This is a genomic window from Cupriavidus sp. GW822-FHT06G04 (assembly GCF_058799075.1).
Genome location: NZ_JBXALD010000002.1, coordinates 357245 through 373640 on the forward strand (window position 1 = coordinate 357245; position 16396 = coordinate 373640).

Consider the following 16396-nt stretch of genomic DNA (forward strand, 5'->3'; position numbering starts at 1 on the left):
CGATACCTATAAAACGCAGTGATACGAGGAGATAGTTGATGACGCAGCCTGCTGCGCGCCCCACCGGCCGTGCCCGTTCGGCCGGCAGCAAGTCAGTTTCGCCAGCCTCAGGCCAGCAAGACAGCACCGGCGCCACCCCCAAGTCCCCCCGCAACCCGTCCGTACAGCCCGCCTCCGGCAAGCCGAAGCTGACCGTGGTGTCGCCCGACGCCGCCAGCAGCGCCCCGGCGCGCCGCAGTGCCGACAAGGACCTGCCGCTGCGTGAGGACATCCGCTTCCTGGGCCGTCTGCTCGGCGATTGCGTGCGCGAACAGGAAGGCGACGCCGCCTTCGAACTGGTGGAAACAATCCGCCAGACCGCGGTGCGCTTCCGCCGCGAGAACGACCGCGCCGCGGGCATGGAACTCGACCGCCTGCTCAAGCGGCTGTCGCGCGACCAGACCAATTCCGTGGTGCGGGCGTTCAGCTATTTCTCGCACCTGGCCAATATCGCCGAAGACCAGCACCACAACCGCCGCCGCCGCGTGCACGCGCTGGCCGGATCGCCGCCGCAGCCGGGCAGCCTGGCGCGCGCGCTGCAGGCCATCGACGCCGCCGGCGTGACCGGCAAGCAGTTGCGCGATTTCCTGGACAAGGCGCTGATCATGCCGGTGCTCACAGCGCATCCGACCGAAGTCCAGCGCAAGTCGATTCTCGACGCCGAGCGCGAGATCGCCCGCCTGCTGGCCGAGCGCGACTTGCCGATGACCACGCGCGAGCGCGACCACAACACGGCGCAACTGCGCGCCCGCGTGACCACGCTGTGGCAGACGCGCATGCTGCGCAACACGCGGCTGATGGTGGTCGACGAGATCGAAAACGCGCTGTCCTATTACCGCACCACGTTCCTGCACGGCATCCCGCGCCTGATGGCCGAAATGGAAGAGGACATCGCCGAGGTTTTCCCGCGCAAGTCGCGCGCCGGTGCCGCGCCCGCGCCGCTGGCGCCGTTCCTGCAGATGGGTTCATGGATCGGCGGCGACCGCGACGGCAATCCCAACGTCACGGCCGACACGCTGCAGCATGCGGCGCAGCAACAGTCGACGCTGATCATGCAGTGGTATCTCGACGAAGTGCACGCGCTGGGCGCCGAGCTGCCGCTGTCGTCGTTGATGGTCGACGCCAGCCCCGAACTGCTGGCGCTGGCCGAGGCGTCGCCCGACCATTCCGAACACCGCGCCGACGAACCGTATCGCCGCGCGCTAATCGGCATCTACGCCCGCCTGGCCGCTACCACGGCGCGGCTGACCGGTCATGTGGCGCAGCGCCATCCGGTCGCCGACGTGGCGCCGTACGAAAATGCCGAAGCCTTTGCCGCTGACGTGCAGATCGTCATCGATTCGCTGCGCTCGCACCACGGCGATGCGCTGGCGCGCGGCCGCATCGACGCGCTGGCCCGCGCGATCGCGATTTTCGGCTTTCACCTGGCGTCGGTGGACATGCGCCAGGTATCCGACGTGCACGAAGCCGTGGTGGCCGAACTGTTCAAGGCGGCCGGCATCGAAGCCGACTACGCCGCGCTTGCCGAAGATCGCAAGCTGGAACTGCTGCTCGCCGAACTGCGCCAGCCGCGCCTGCTGTCGCTGCCGTGGCACGACTATTCCGAGCAGACGCGCAGCGAACTGGCGATCTTCAACATGGCCCGCGAACTGCGCGCCCGCTACGGCAACCGCGTAGCGCGCAACTACATCATCTCGCACACGGAGACACTTTCCGATCTGGTCGAGGTGATGCTCCTGCAGAAAGAGGCCGGCATGCTGCGCGGCACGCTGGGCAGCAAGACCGATCCGGCGCGCATGGAGCTGATGGTCATCCCACTGTTCGAAACCATCGAGGATTTGCGCAACGCGGCGGGCATCATGCAGTCGTTGCTCGACCTGCCCGGTTTCGACTCGGTGATCAAACATCACGGCGTCGAGCAGGAAGTGATGCTCGGCTATTCGGATTCGAACAAGGACGGCGGCTTCCTGACGTCGAACTGGGAGCTCTACAAGGCCGAACTGGCGCTGGTGAAGCTGTTCGAGGAACGCCGCGTGACGCTGCGGCTGTTCCATGGCCGCGGCGGCACGGTCGGCCGTGGCGGCGGTCCGACGTACGACGCCATCCTGTCGCAGCCGCCCGGCACCGTGAACGGGCAGATCCGCCTGACCGAACAGGGCGAGATCATCAATAGCAAGTTCGCCAATTCCGAAATCGGCCGGCGCAATCTCGAAACGGTGATCGCCGCCACGCTGGAAGCCTCGCTGCTGCCCACCCAGAACGCGCCGGATGGGCTGGCCGGGTTCGAGGCGATCATGCAGCAGCTGTCGGACCGCGCTTTCCTGGCGTATCGCAACCTCGTCTATGAAACCCCGGGCTTCAAGGACTACTTCTTCGCCACCACGCCGATCACCGAGATTGCCGACCTGAACCTCGGCTCGCGTCCGGCATCGCGCAAGCTGATGGACAAGAAGCATCGCCGCATCGAGGATCTGCGCGCCATTCCGTGGGGCTTTTCCTGGGGCCAGTGCCGTCTGCTGCTGCCGGGCTGGTTCGGCTTTGGCAGCGCGGTGCAGGCGCTGTTGAACGACGCCGCGGACGACAAGGCGCGCAAGGCCACGATCGCTACGCTCAAGCGCATGGTCAAGACCTGGCCGTTCTTCCGCACGCTGCTGTCCAATATGGACATGGTGCTGGCCAAGACCGACCTCGCCGTGGCATCGCGCTACGCCGCACTGTGCGAGGACGCCGCGCTGCGCAAGACAGTGTTCTCGCGCATCAGCACGGAATGGCACCTGACCTGCGACATGCTGGCGCTGATCACCGGCCGCGCCGAGCGTCTGGCGGACAACCCGTTGCTGGCGCGCTCGATCAAGAACCGCTTCGCCTACCTCGATCCGCTCAACCACTTGCAGGTGGAACTGCTCAAGCGCTACCGCGCCGGCAAGGACGCCGACGACGTGCGCGTGCGGCGTGGCATCCACTTGACGATCAACGGGGTAGCGGCCGGGCTGCGCAACAGCGGCTGATTTGTGCCGGATCGGTGGTTTCGCTCCCTGCCCGCCTGTGCGGACGCGGGGCGAACGCCGGCGCGGTGGCGGCCGGGCGCGAGGTCTGGCAGGTCGCGTGCCACCGCGCCGGCCAGCCTGCGCCATCCGGGCTGCTCCGGAAATCCGCGGCGCGCCGGACGGACGGGGCACGACGAACGGCGCTGGCCGGGGACGCCAGGCGATATAATCGCCGTTTCCGATTTTGCGCCCTGCCCCTGTCATGACCTCCCAACTTGCCAAGAAAGGCGAAGCCTGGTCCGCCCGCTTCTCCGAACCGATGTCCGACCTGGTGAAGCGTTACACCGCGTCGGTCTTCTTCGACAAGCGCCTGGCGCTGTTCGACATCCAGGGCTCGCTGGCCCACGCGGCCATGCTGGCCAAGCAGGACATCATCGCCGAGGCCGACCGCGCCGAGATCGAGCGCGGCATGACGCAGATCCGCGGCGAAATCGAAGCCGGCGGGTTCGAGTGGAAGCTCGATCTGGAAGATGTCCACCTCAATATCGAAGCCCGCCTGACCGCGCTGGTGGGCGACGCGGGCAAGCGCCTGCACACGGGCCGCTCGCGCAACGACCAGGTGGCAACCGATATCCGCCTGTGGCTGCGTAGTGAAATCGACAACATCATCGGGCTGCTGGGCGATCTGCGCGGTGCGCTGCTCGATCTGGCCGAAAAGAACGCCGCGACGATCCTGCCGGGCTTCACGCATCTGCAAGTGGCGCAGCCGGTGACGTTTGGCCACCATCTCATGGCCTACGTGGAAATGTTCACGCGCGACGCCGAGCGCATGGCCGACTGCCGTCGCCGCGTCAATCGCCTGCCGCTGGGCGCCGCCGCGCTGGCCGGCACCAGCTATCCGATCGACCGCGAATTCGTGGCCCAGCAACTGGGCTTCGACGGCGTGTGCCGCAATTCGCTCGACGCCGTGTCCGATCGCGACTTCGCCATCGAATTCGTCGCCGCCGCCTCGCTGATCATGACGCACGTGTCGCGTTTCAGCGAGGAACTGGTGATCTGGATGAGCCCGCGCGTCGGCTTTATCGACATCGCCGACCGCTTCTGCACGGGCAGCTCGATCATGCCGCAGAAGAAAAACCCGGACGTCCCCGAGCTGGCGCGCGGCAAGACCGGCCGCGTGTACGGCCATCTGACCGGCCTCTTGACGCTGATGAAGGGCCAGCCGCTGGCGTACAACAAGGACAACCAGGAAGACAAGGAACCGCTGTTTGACACGGTCGACACTGTGGTGGACACGCTGCGCATCTTCGCCGATATGGTGCCCGGCATCAGCGTCAAGCCCGACGCCATGCGCGCCGCGGCGCTGCAAGGCTACGCCACGGCCACCGACCTGGCCGACTACCTGGTCAAGCGCGGCCTGCCGTTCCGCGACGCCCACGAAGCCGTGGCCCACGCGGTGCGCGCCTGCGACGACCGCCAGTGCGACTTGGCCGATCTGAGCGTGGAACAACTGCGCGAGGTATCGGGTCTGGGTGACAAGGCCGCGCTGATCGGCGACGACGTGCACAGCGTGCTGACGCTGGAGGGTTCGGTCGCATCGCGCAATCATATTGGCGGCACGGCGCCCGACCAGGTGCGCGCCGCCATCGCCGCCGCCCGCAAGACGCTGTAAGTTTCGCGTAAGCCAATGTCGTAAAAAAGCCGCCAGGCCATCGGCCCTGGCGGCTTTTTCTTTGAAACTTCGGCCGGATCGCGCCGATTTGCCGTGCCGCTAGGAGAATCCCCTAGCGCCGATAAAAATTGTTACAGATACACTGATCGGCGCAAAAAACGGGGGAGACAACCCATGAACTACTTGCTTGGTCTGTCACGACAGATCGACAGGTTGAATCAGCACACGGGCAGGCTTGCAAACATCATGATCCTGCTGTCGTGCCTGATCAGCGCAGGCAACGCCCTGCTTCGATACGGCTTCAACCTTAGCGACAACTGGCCGCTGGAACTGCAGTGGTACATGTTTGCCATCGCGGTGATGTTTGGCGCGTCGTACACGTTCCAGCGCAACGAGCACGTGCGCGTGGACCTGATCTACGGCAACGTGTCCGAGCGCGCCCAGCACTGGATCGACATCTTCGGCATCGTGGTCTTCCTGCTGCCGTCCACGATCCTGTTCACATGGCTGTCGTGGGAATCGCTGTTCCTGCCTTCGTGGCGCATTCTTGAGCAATCGGGAAATTCGGGCGGTCTGCCGCGCTATCCGATCAAGCTCGTGGTGCCCATCGGCTTTGCCCTGCTGACGCTGCAGGGGATTTCCGAACTGATCAAGCGCTTTGCCGCCCTCAAGGGGCTGGTGCGCATCGAATCGAAATACGAAAGGCCGGTGCAATGATTCCATTGGAATATATGCCGCCGCTGATGTTCGGCGGCCTGGTGGTGTTCATGCTGATCGGCTTTCCGGTCGCGTTCTCGCTCTCCGCGGTGGGCCTCGCCTTCGGCTTCCTGGCCATCGAGTGGGGCTACTTCCCGATGCAGTTCCTGCAGGCCGTGCCCAGCCGCGTGTTCGGCAGCGTGCTGGCCAACGAGTTGCTGCTGGCCATCCCGTTCTTCACCTTCATGGGTGCGATCCTGGAAAAATGCGGGCTCGCCGAGGACATGCTCGACTCGATGGGCCAGCTGTTCGGGCCCGTGCGCGGCGGGCTCGGGTATTCGGTGATCATCGTCGGCTTCATTCTGGGCGCGATCACCGGCACGGTGGCCGCGCAGGTGATTGCCATGGCGATGATTTCGCTGCCGGTAATGATGCGCTACCGCTACAACATGAAGTACGCCACGGGCGTGCTCGCCGCATCGGGCACGATCACGCAACTGGTGCCGCCGTCGCTGGTGCTGGTGGTGCTGGCCGACCAGCTCAAGACGCCGGCTGGCAGCGCCGATGTCGGCAGCATGTACCTCGGCGCGTGGGGACCCTCGGTGGTCCAGATCGCGCTGTTCGCGCTGTACACGTTTGTGCTGACGCGCATCAAACCCGACTGGCTGCCGCCGGTGCCGGCCGAGGCGCGCACGCTGCGCGGCTGGGCGTTGTGGGCCAAATGCCTGCGCGGCATCATCCCTTGCGCGGTGCTGATCTTCCTGGTGCTGGGCACGATCATGCTGGGCATCGCCACGCCGACCGAATCGGGCGCGATGGGCGCCGTGGGCGCGCTGGTGCTGGCGGTCCTGCGCGACAAGGGCTTCAACCGGGTCGACCGCAACATCTATCGCGTCGGCATCGCTGCCACGCTGATCGCCGCAGCGGTCGGCGTGTTCGCGTTCGGTTCGCACCTGTTCCGCATTCCGCTGGCCGTCGCCTATCTGGTGGTGCTCTGGCTGCTGATCCGCGCCGGCCAGTTGACCGACCTGCGCCTGCTGATCGTCGATGCCTACCAGTCCACCGCACGCATCACCGCGATGGTGGTGTTCATCCTGATCGGATCGACCTGTTTTTCGGTGGTGTTCCAGGGCGTCGACGGCGGCGCGTGGGTGGAGCACTTGTTCACCTCGCTGCCGGGCGGCTGGATCGGATTCCTGATCGTGGTGAACCTGTTCATCTTCTTCCTGGCGTTCTTCCTGGACTTCTTCGAGATCGCGTTCATCGTGGTGCCGATGCTGGCGCCGGTCGCGGTCAAGGTGCTGGCCCCGGTGGTGGCGGATTCGATGGGCGGCAACCCGGAAGCCGCGGCCACCGCTGCGCTGGTCTGGTTTGGCGTGATGCTGTGCGTGAACATGCAGACCTCGTTCATGCATCCGCCGTTCGGCTTTGCGCTGTTCTACCTGCGCGGCATCGCGCCGAAGGAAGTGAAAAGTTCGGACATCTACTGGGGCGCGCTGCCCTGGGTAGGCCTGCAACTGGTGATGGTGCTGTTGGTGATGTTCTGGCCGGGCATGGTGACGGCGTTCCTCGACAAGGGATCGCTCAAGCACAGCAACGCCGCGGAGGTCAGCATCCCGCTTGGCGGGCAGGACGGCGACGGCAAGCCCGGGGGGCCGGCATCGACCCCCGGCACGCTGGAGCTGCCCGGCAGCGCCACCGAATCGAGCGAGCCGGCCGCGCCGCAATTCCAGTTCGACAAGAGCAAGTAAGGCGGAGGATCGCCGGCAAACGAAAAGGGCACCCATCGGGTGCCCTTCTGCCATGCGCGGCGAGGTGCGGATTCACCGCACGCCGCCCTCGCCGTTTATTGCTTCACGCAGTCCACGAAATACGCCGACTGGCCGTCGATCTCGTCTTCCACCAGGCCGTGGATGTCGGTCTCGAAGCCCGGGAACAGCTTGTTGAATTCGCGCGCGAACTTCAGGTACTGCACGATCGTGCGGTTGAAGCGTTCGCCCGGAATCAGCAGCGGAATGCCCGGCGGATACGGCGTGAGCAGGATCGCGGTGACGCGGCCTTCCAGTTCGTCCACGGGCACGCGCTCGATCTCGCGGTGCGCCATCATTGCCCAAGCATCGGACGGCTTCATCGCCGGCTCCATGTCGGACAGATACATCTCCGTGGTCACGCGCGCCACATCGTTGGCCTTGTAGACGCTGTGGATCGCATCGCAAAGATCGCGCAGGCCCATGCGTTCGTATTGCGGATACTTGGCGACGAATTCCGGCAGCACGCGCCATAGCGGCTGGTTCTGGTCGTAATCGTCCTTGAACTGCTGCAGCTCGGTCACCAGCGAATTCCAGCGGCCCTTGGTGATGCCGATGGTGAACATGATGAAGAACGAGTAGAGGCCCGTCTTCTCGATGATGATGCCGTGCTCGGCCAGGTATTTGGTGACGATGGCCGCCGGAATGCCGCGTTCGCTGAACTCGCCATCCACGTCGAGTCCCGGCGTGATCAGCGTCGCCTTGATCGGGTCCAGCAGGTTGAAGCCGTCGGCGAGATCGCCAAAGCCGTGCCAGCGCTCGTTGGCCTTGAGCATCCAGTCCTCGCGCTCGCCCATGCCGTCTTCGGCCAGCGTGTCCGGACCCCACACCTTGAACCACCAGTCGCCGTTGTTGGCCACATCGTAGTCGGCTTCCACCTTGCGCACCGCGCGGCGGAAATCGAGCGCTTCCTGGATGCTTTCCTCGACCAGCGCGGTGCCGCCCGGGGCTTCCATCATCGCGGCGGCCACGTCGCACGAGGCGATGATCGAGTACTGCGGGCTGGTCGAGGTGTGCATCAGGTACGCCTCGTTGAAACGATAGCGATCCAGCTTGCGCGTCTCGGAATCCTGCACAAGAATCTGCGACGCCTGCGACAAGCCGGCCAGCAGCTTGTGCGTCGATTGCGTGGCGAACACCAGCGCATCCTTGCTGCGCGGGCGATCACGGCCGATCGCGTGCATGTTGCGATAGAAATCGTGGAACGCCGCGTGCGGCAGCCATGCTTCATCGAAGTGCAGCGTGTCGATTTCGGACGCGAGCATTTCCTTGATCTGCTCGGCGTTGTAGAGCACGCCGTCGTAGGTGCCCTGCGTAATCGTCAGGATGCGCGGCTTCTGGTTCTTCGCCTTGCTGGCGAACGGATGCGCGGCGATCTTCCTGCGGATCGTGTCGGGATCGAATTCGCTCTTGGGGATCGGACCGATGATGCCGTAGTGGTTGCGCGTCGGCATCAGGAACACGGGAATCGCGCCGGTCATCATGATCGCGTGCAGGATCGACTTGTGGCAGTTGCGGTCCACCACCACAATATCGCCCGGCGCCACGTTGGCGTGCCAGACCATCTTGTTCGACGTCGACGTGCCGTTGGTCACGAAGAACATGTGGTCCGAATTGAAGATGCGCGCCGCGTTGCGCTCCGACGCGGCCACCGGCCCGGTATGGTCCAGCAGTTGGCCAAGTTCCTCGACCGCATTGCAGACGTCGGCGCGCAACATGTTTTCGCCGAAGAACTGGTGGAATACCTGTCCGACCGGGCTCTTCAGGAACGCCACGCCGCCCGAGTGGCCGGGGCAGTGCCACGAATACGAGCTGTCCTGCGCGTAGTCGATCAGCGCCTTGAAGAACGGCGGCGCAAGCGAATCGAGATAGACGCGGGCTTCGCGGATGATGTGGCGCGCCACAAATTCCGGCGTGTCCTCGAACATGTGGATGAAACCGTGCAGCTCGCGCAGGATGTCGTTCGGGATATGGCGCGAGGTGCGCGTCTCCCCGTACAGGAAGATCGGCAGATCCGAGTTGCGGCGGCGCACTTCGTTGACGAACGCGCGCAGTTTCTCGATGGCGGCTGCCTCGGGCTGGTCGTCGGCGCGCACGAATTCGTCGTCGTCGATCGACACAATGAACGTCGAGGCCCGGCTGGACTGCTGGGCGAACGACGTCAGATCGCCGTAGCTGGTCAGGCCCATCACTTCCATGCCTTCGCGCTCGATGGCCTCGGCCAGCGCGCGAATGCCCGAGCCGGAAATGTTCTCGGAGCGGAAGTCTTCATCGATGATGATGACAGGGAAGCGGAATTTCATCGGGCATCCTTGATGAGAAGGCTTGGAAAGACTTGAGCCACATGGCCGGCGGAAGGTTCCCCGCAGCGGCGGCATGTGGCTCGTTCGTCAGGTCTGGCGCGGACCGGGTCGGCCCCGGCGCGCCGCCGGCGTGCTTGAGACGCCGGCATTCTAATGCGAGACGATGACAGATCGTCAGGTCTTGGGCAGCGTGACGCCGTGCTGGCCCTGGTACTTGCCGCCACGGTCCGCGTAAGAGGTTTCGCAGATCTCGTCGCTCTCGAAGAACAGCACCTGCGCGCAGCCCTCGCCGGCGTAGATCTTGGCGGGCAGCGGCGTGGTGTTCGAAAACTCCAGCGTGACGTAGCCTTCCCACTCGGGCTCGAACGGCGTCACGTTGACGATGATGCCGCAACGGGCGTAGGTGCTCTTGCCCAGGCAGATCGTCAGCACGCTGCGCGGAATACGGAAGTACTCCATCGTGCGGGCCAGCGCGAACGAGTTCGGCGGAATGATGCAGACGTCGCCCTTGAAATCGACAAACGACTTCTCGTCGAAATTCTTCGGATCGACAATCGTGCTGTTGATATTCGTGAAGATCTTGAATTCGTCGGCGCAGCGGATATCGTAGCCGTAGCTCGACGTGCCATACGAGACGATCTTGCGGCCATCCGATTCCCGTACCTGGCCGGGCTCGAACGGTTCGATCATGCCGTGCTGCTCCGCCATGCGGCGGATCCACTTGTCGGATTTGATGCTCATATAGGAGTGGCAGTATGGACGGACGGCTGGCCGGCCATACCGGGCGCGCCGCTTGATTGGGGCGCATTGTACAACCAATCCGCGCGGCGCCCGCGCCCGTCGGCGGCGTGGTTGCCGCGGTGCGGGATGGCGGGTGGACAAGCGGGTGGCGGCCTGGGATTCGATGCGGGATCTGGGGCGCAATCCGTTGCCGGATGCGGGACACGCTGCCGGCCAAGTATCGGGGCGGCGCGCAGGCATCGACCCGGCGCGCTCGCTCCCGCTGTTCCATCGGCCTCAACAGCCCGGCCCGCAGGAACCGACTACGACGCGGCGATCACGCCGCAGGCGATGCGTCCGCCGGAATTGCCGGTCGGCTGGGTGCGATAGTCGTCCGGATCCTTGTGAACCACCACGGCGCGGCCCACCACGCTGCTCGCCCCCGGCCCGACGGTGACGTCCGGCATCACGAACTGCGCGCGCGCGTTGCCGGCCGAATCGGCGGTCAGGTTGTTCATGTCGCCGGCATGGTGGTCCGGCATCGACATCTGGCCATGCGGCCGGCCGCTCGGGTTGAAATGACCGCCCGCGCTCATCGCGTCGGGGGCCGAGCAATCGCCCTTCTCATGGATGTGGAAACCATGCTGGGTGCCCGGCGGCAGCCCGGTAACCGCAACCACCACCATGACGCCGCCCGATTGCTGTTCGAACGTGACGCGCCCCGCGGTGCTGGTCCCGCTCTTGGGCGCCAGCGTAGCCGTGGCCCTGGTCGCGCCGGAGGCAGCCATCGTGGCGCCGGCCGGTGCCTCGCTGGTTGTCTGCTTGCCCCAGTTCGCGCATCCCGCCGTCAGGACCGCGGCGCCCATTGCCACGGCCGCCAGGCCGAAAGTTACACGTTTCATGCCATTCCTCCCTTTTTTGCTTGTGAGCGCCGGCGCAGCTCGATGAGCGCCGGCGAACGCGAGTGAATGCGACGCCTGCCGTGGGGATTGTAGGTCAGGTGTCGACTGCGGCAATGTCGGACAGGTGCGGATTTTTCGCCGGCTCAGGTGTTCTGGACCACGATGCTCGGGAATTTGTTGGTCATGTCGCGCGCCTTGTCGGCGACCTTGATCGCCACCTTGCGCGCCATCTCGCGGTAGATCGCGGCGATCGGGCCGTCGGGATCGGCCACCACGGTGGGCCGGCCGGAATCGGCCTGCTCGCGGATCGACAGGTTCAGCGGCAAGCTGCCCAACACGTCCACATGGTAGTCGGCGCTCATCTTCTGCGCCCCACCGGCGCCGAAGATATGCTCGGTATGGCCGCAGTTCGGGCAGCAATAGACGGCCATGTTCTCGACGATGCCGAGGATCGGGATGCCGACCTTTTCGAACATTTTCAGGCCCTTGCGCGCGTCGAGCAGCGCGATGTCCTGTGGCGTGGTCACGATCACGGCGCCCGTGACCGGCACCTTCTGCGATAGCGTCAGCTGGATGTCGCCGGTGCCCGGCGGCATGTCGACGATCAGGTAGTCGAGGTCGTTCCAGTTGGTCTGGCGCAGCAGTTGTTCCAGTGCCGACGTCACCATCGGCCCGCGCCACACCATCGGGTTGTCCTGCTCGATCAGGAAGCCGATCGAATTGGCCTGCAGGCCGTGGCCTTCCAGCGGCGCCATGGTCTGGCCGTCGGTCGACTCCGGACGACCGCTGATGCCAAGCATCATCGGCAGGCTCGGCCCGTAGATGTCGGCGTCGAGCATGCCGACGCGCGCGCCCTCGGCAGCCAGCGCCAGGGCCAGGTTCACCGCGGTGGTGGACTTGCCGACCCCGCCCTTGCCCGACGCCACGGCGATCACGTTGCGCACGCCCGGCAGCAGCTTGACGCCCCGTTGCACGGCGTGAGCGACGATCTTCATCGTCACGGCCACGCTGACGTTGGTCACGCCCGCCAGCGGACGCACGGCGTCGATCACGAGGTTGCGGATCAGGTCAAACTGGCTCTTGCCAGGATAACCAAGCTCCACTTCGACGGAAACGTTACCGCCGTCCACACGCACGTTGCGCGCCGAGCGCGTGGACACGAGGTCCTTGCCCGTGTTGGGATCGATCACGGTGCGCAGGACTTCGGTTACCTGTTCAATGGTGAGGCTCAAGACAGACTCCGCTTTCGGAAATGGGTGTGGGATGACAAGGCGCGTAATGTAGCAAAGTCCGAACACAGTAGCAGGCCGGGCGCGCCGTGCGCCGCCTTCGCGGCCGATGCCCCCACGCCAAGTGGGTGATTACAGACATTTACATTTCTCACATTCTTGCGCTTGTGCGCGTAGCGCCATATCCATATTGTAGTGCGCCAAGCGCGGACGACCTGTCGTCGCAACTGTCATCTGACGGGTCGAACTTAGCGTTTTCAGACGTAACCATGAAACTTTGTCGCAGCTTGTCCGCCAACGTGCGGCTGGCGTTACCATGCGACATGCCGTTGGCAAAACATTTACGGGTCTCACCGCAAGGAGAAAGCATGAACTTCAAGCTCGTCACCGTCTCGATCGTGGCCGCAGCGGCCCTGGCCGGTTGCGCCACCGAACAGCAAACCCATACCGCAGTCGGTACCGGCGTTGGCGCGGCGGTCGGCGCAGGTCTTGGCAACCTGATCGGCGGTAACACCACTGGCACGCTGGTCGGCGCGGCCGTGGGCGGCGCGCTGGGCGGCACTGCCGGCTACAACTGGAACGCGATCCGGGGCAAGCTGAACAAGGACACGGCGGGCACCGGCACGCAGATCACCGAGCAGCCGGACGGCTCGCTCAAGGTCAACATCCCGAGCCAGGTGACTTTCGATACCGACAGCGCCACGATCAAGCCGTCGTTCCGCACCGTGCTGGATCAAGTCGCCCAGACGCTGGGCCAGCACCAGGACGTCTCGGCCAACGTGGTGGGCCATACCGACAGCACCGGCAACCCGAGCTACAACATGCAACTGTCGCAGCGCCGCGCCCAGAGCGTGGCCGGTTACCTGGGTGACCGCGGCGTGGCACGCAACCGCCTGAGCGCCGAGGGCCGGGGCCAGACGCAGCCCGTGGCGGACAACGCCACCGAGGCCGGACGCGCCCAAAATCGTCGCGTTGAAATTTTCTTGAAACCAATTTCGGGGTGATCAGTCATAGAGTTCAGGTACCGCTTGCCACCGTTGCTGGCTCGCGATAGGTGGCTGACCTCCCGGGCGGTGCCTGATTTCTCCTCCTTTTCCGTTGTGGAAAGCTGCGCCGGTGTCCAACCGGCGCTTTTTTTTGGCCGATTTGCATCAAATTGCCTCCGATCGATCGTCGATCGCACGCTTCGTGCCGCCAATTCGACGACATTGCGGCCCATTCGGTCCCGAATCGAGCACTCAGCGAGTGCACTTGCTAAAATAGCCGTTTCCCCCTGGCGCCGGCCGCCGCCGCCGCCCGCATTCCACCCTCTGAACGGCTCTTTTCATGACCGCACGCCGCATTCTTGTTACCTCCGCCCTGCCGTACGCCAACGGACAGATCCACATCGGCCATCTGGTGGAATACATCCAGACCGACATCTGGGTTCGTTTTCAGCGAATGATGGGCAACGAGGTCTACTACGTCGGCGCTGACGATACCCATGGCACGCCTGTGATGCTGCGGGCGGAAAAGGAAGGCATCACCCCGAAGCAACTGATCGACCGTGTCTGGACCGAGCACAAGCGCGATTTCGACAGCTTTCTGGTGTCTTTCGACAACTACTACAGCACCGACGCCGAGGAAAACCGCGAACTCTGCGAAAAAATCTACCTCGCGCTCAAGGATCAGGACCTGATTGCCGAGCGCGACGTCGAACAGTTCTACGATCCGGTCAAGAACATGTTCCTGCCGGACCGCTTCATCAAGGGCGAATGCCCGAAGTGCGGCGCCAAGGACCAGTACGGCGATTCGTGTGAAGTGTGCGGCACCACCTACGTGCCGACCGACCTGAAGAACCCGTATTCGGTAGTGTCCGGCGCCACGCCGGTGCGCAAGTCGTCGACGCACTTCTTCTTCAAGCTGTCCGATCCGCGCTGCGAAACGTTCCTGCGCGAATGGGTCGGCGATCTGGCGCAGCCCGAAGCCAGCAACAAGATGCAGGAATGGCTCGGCGCCGAGGGCGAAGCGTCGACGCTGTCCGACTGGGACATCTCGCGCGATGCGCCGTACTTCGGCTTCGAGATCCCGGGCGCGCCGGGCAAGTATTTCTATGTCTGGCTCGACGCGCCGATCGGCTACTACGCCAGTTTCAAGAACCTCGCGGCCAAGCGCGGCATCGATTTCGACGCCTGGGTAGGCCCGCATTCGACCGCCGAGCAGTACCACTTCATCGGCAAGGACATCCTGTACTTCCACACGCTGTTCTGGCCGGCGATGCTGAAGTTCTCGGGCTACCGCACGCCCACCAACGTGTTTGCGCACGGCTTCCTGACCGTCGACGGCGCCAAGATGAGCAAGTCGCGCGGCACGTTCATCACCGCGCAGAGCTATATCGACACCGGCATGAATCCGGAATGGCTGCGCTACTACTTCGCGGCCAAGCTCAATGCGAGCATGGAAGATCTGGACCTGAACCTGGACGACTTTGTCGCCCGCGTGAACAGCGACCTGATCGGCAAGTATGTGAACATCGCCAGCCGCGCCGCGGGCTTTTTGGTCAAGCGCTTCGACGGCAAGGTCAACGAGGCGGCGCTGGCACATCCGCTGCTGGAGCAACTGCGCCAGGCCGCGCCGCAGGTGGCCGCGTTCTACGAAGGCCGCGAATACAGCAAGGCGCTGCGCCTGGTGATGGAGCTGACCGACACGGTGAACGCGTTTGTCGATACCAACAAGCCCTGGGAACTGGCCAAGGACGAAAGCAAGCGCGATGCGCTGCACGCGGCGTGCTCGGTTTCGCTCGAGGCGTTCCGCCTGCTGACCGTCTACCTGAAGCCGGTCGTACCGGAGCTTGCGGCCGGCGTGGAGCGCTTCCTCAATGTCGATCCGTTCGACTGGCGCGCCATCGACCGCCAGCTGTCCGCCGACCGTCCGATCCAGCCGTACCAGCACTTGATGACGCGCGTGGACACCAAGCAGATCGACGCGCTGCTGGCCGCCAACAAGGAATCGCTGCAAGCCGCCGCGCCCGCCGGCGACAGCGCGGCTGCATCGATCGAGCCGATCGGCGAAACCATCACGATCGACGACTTTGCGAAGATCGACCTGCGCGTGGCGAAGATCGTCGCCTGCAACAAGGTGGAAGGCTCGAACAAGCTGCTGCAACTGACGCTCGATCTGGGCGAAGGCAAGACGCGCAACGTGTTCTCGGGCATCCAGTCGGCCTACTCGCCCGAACAGCTGGTCGGCAAGCTGACCGTGGTGGTGGCCAACCTGGCGCCGCGCAAGATGAAGTTCGGCATGTCCGAAGGCATGGTGCTGGCCGCGTCGGCCGCCGATGAAAAGGCCAACCCGGGCCTCTACATCCTGGAGCCGCACAGCGGTGCGGTGCCGGGCATGCGCATCCGCTGATCGCAGCGTCCTGCGCCCACAAAAAACGCCGGGGCCTCAATGGCCGCCGGCGTTTTTTATGCGTCGCCGCGGGGCTAGCCGCCCTGCCGTTTCGACGGATCGTCGCTGCGCGACGTGGTCGTGACGATGCCTTCGTTGTTGAAATGCACGTTGAAAAAGGCCCGGTCGGTCGGGCTTTCGAACCAGCGATAGCCCCACACCTCTTCCTGCTTGAGCCGGAACGCTTCCACCTTGGTGGGCTTGCCCAGCATGCGGCGGATCTGGTCCTTGTTCATGCCCGGACGCACCTTGGCGAAGCTCTCGGCCGTCAGCACCTGCTCGATCGTCCGCACCGTGCCGTCCGCATTGGTCGTCACCATCCACGTAGTGGCGCCCTCCGGCCCGCGCGGATATTCGAGCCGCCGGCCGCCGTCCGGCTCTTCCCAGACGATTTCCGGCTTGCCCGCCTGGCGTCGCACATCGTCCTCGGTGGACTTGCCGATCTCGATGCCCTTGAACAACTGGCTGTCCGGCTTCACGCTGTTCCACGTATCGCGCGCGACGTTGCCGGCCTTCTTCATGGCTTCGTCCACTTTCTGCTGATCGCATCCGAACAGCGCAAGCAGGCTTGCAAGCATTCCCATGGCAGCAAGGCGTCTCCTGGACGCTTC

The 16396-nt window shown here is 64.6% G+C and carries 11 protein-coding genes; 6 read left to right on the forward strand and 5 right to left on the reverse strand.

Translation table 11 applies throughout. The annotated features are described in order from the left end of the window. The first annotated feature begins 38 nt into the window (after window positions 1-38). The 4 genes from ppc (at window position 39) to AC1RKI_RS05685 (ending at window position 7145) form a co-directional block, all read left to right on the forward strand. Window positions 39-3047: a phosphoenolpyruvate carboxylase gene (gene ppc, locus AC1RKI_RS05670; RefSeq protein ID WP_227459020.1), complete on the forward strand. Its 3009-nt coding sequence runs from the start codon at window positions 39-41 to the stop codon at window positions 3045-3047. A 241-nt stretch (window positions 3048-3288) separates the two neighbouring features. Then, window positions 3289-4698, forward strand: coding sequence for an argininosuccinate lyase (argH, locus tag AC1RKI_RS05675; RefSeq protein ID WP_492794560.1), 1410 nt, complete (start codon window positions 3289-3291; stop codon window positions 4696-4698). A gap of 174 nt (window positions 4699-4872) precedes the next feature. After that, window positions 4873-5415 carry a TRAP transporter small permease subunit gene (locus AC1RKI_RS05680; protein ID WP_061952677.1) on the forward strand — a complete coding sequence of 181 codons (543 nt, stop codon included), beginning with the start codon at window positions 4873-4875 and terminating at the stop codon, window positions 5413-5415. Continuing rightward, complete coding sequence (locus AC1RKI_RS05685) at window positions 5412-7145, forward strand: TRAP transporter large permease (RefSeq protein WP_061952679.1); 1734 nt, start codon at window positions 5412-5414, stop codon at window positions 7143-7145. The genes AC1RKI_RS05680 and AC1RKI_RS05685 overlap by 4 nt, the downstream gene beginning before the upstream one ends. A gap of 95 nt (window positions 7146-7240) precedes the next feature. Here the strand turns inward: AC1RKI_RS05685 and AC1RKI_RS05690 are convergent, their stop codons facing one another. The 4 genes from AC1RKI_RS05690 to apbC all read right to left on the reverse strand — a co-directional run bounded on the left by AC1RKI_RS05690 (window position 7241) and on the right by apbC (window position 12359). Continuing rightward, window positions 7241-9505: an Orn/Lys/Arg family decarboxylase gene (locus tag AC1RKI_RS05690; RefSeq protein WP_492794557.1), complete on the reverse strand. Its 2265-nt coding sequence runs from the start codon at window positions 9503-9505 to the stop codon at window positions 7241-7243. Window positions 9506-9679: 174 nt separating this feature from the next. Further along, complete coding sequence (dcd, locus tag AC1RKI_RS05695; RefSeq protein WP_061952683.1) at window positions 9680-10246, reverse strand: dCTP deaminase; 567 nt, start codon at window positions 10244-10246, stop codon at window positions 9680-9682. Window positions 10247-10548: 302 nt separating this feature from the next. After that, complete coding sequence (locus AC1RKI_RS05700) at window positions 10549-11127, reverse strand: superoxide dismutase family protein (RefSeq protein WP_492794555.1); 579 nt, start codon at window positions 11125-11127, stop codon at window positions 10549-10551. Between the two features lie 143 nt (window positions 11128-11270). Continuing rightward, complete coding sequence (apbC, locus tag AC1RKI_RS05705; protein WP_061952687.1) at window positions 11271-12359, reverse strand: iron-sulfur cluster carrier protein ApbC; 1089 nt, start codon at window positions 12357-12359, stop codon at window positions 11271-11273. Between the two features lie 365 nt (window positions 12360-12724). Here apbC and AC1RKI_RS05710 point away from each other — a divergent pair, with 365 nt between their 5' ends. Next, window positions 12725-13360 carry a YiaD family glycine zipper/OmpA-like lipoprotein gene (locus AC1RKI_RS05710; RefSeq protein ID WP_061952689.1) on the forward strand — a complete coding sequence of 212 codons (636 nt, stop codon included), beginning with the start codon at window positions 12725-12727 and terminating at the stop codon, window positions 13358-13360. 322 nt (window positions 13361-13682) lie between these two features. Then, window positions 13683-15746: a methionine--tRNA ligase gene (metG, locus tag AC1RKI_RS05715; protein ID WP_061952691.1), complete on the forward strand. Its 2064-nt coding sequence runs from the start codon at window positions 13683-13685 to the stop codon at window positions 15744-15746. Window positions 15747-15820: 74 nt separating this feature from the next. Here the strand turns inward: metG and bamE are convergent, their stop codons facing one another. Then, window positions 15821-16369, reverse strand: coding sequence for an outer membrane protein assembly factor BamE domain-containing protein (gene bamE, locus AC1RKI_RS05720; RefSeq protein ID WP_150979651.1), 549 nt, complete (start codon window positions 16367-16369; stop codon window positions 15821-15823). Window positions 16370-16396 lie beyond the last annotated feature (27 nt).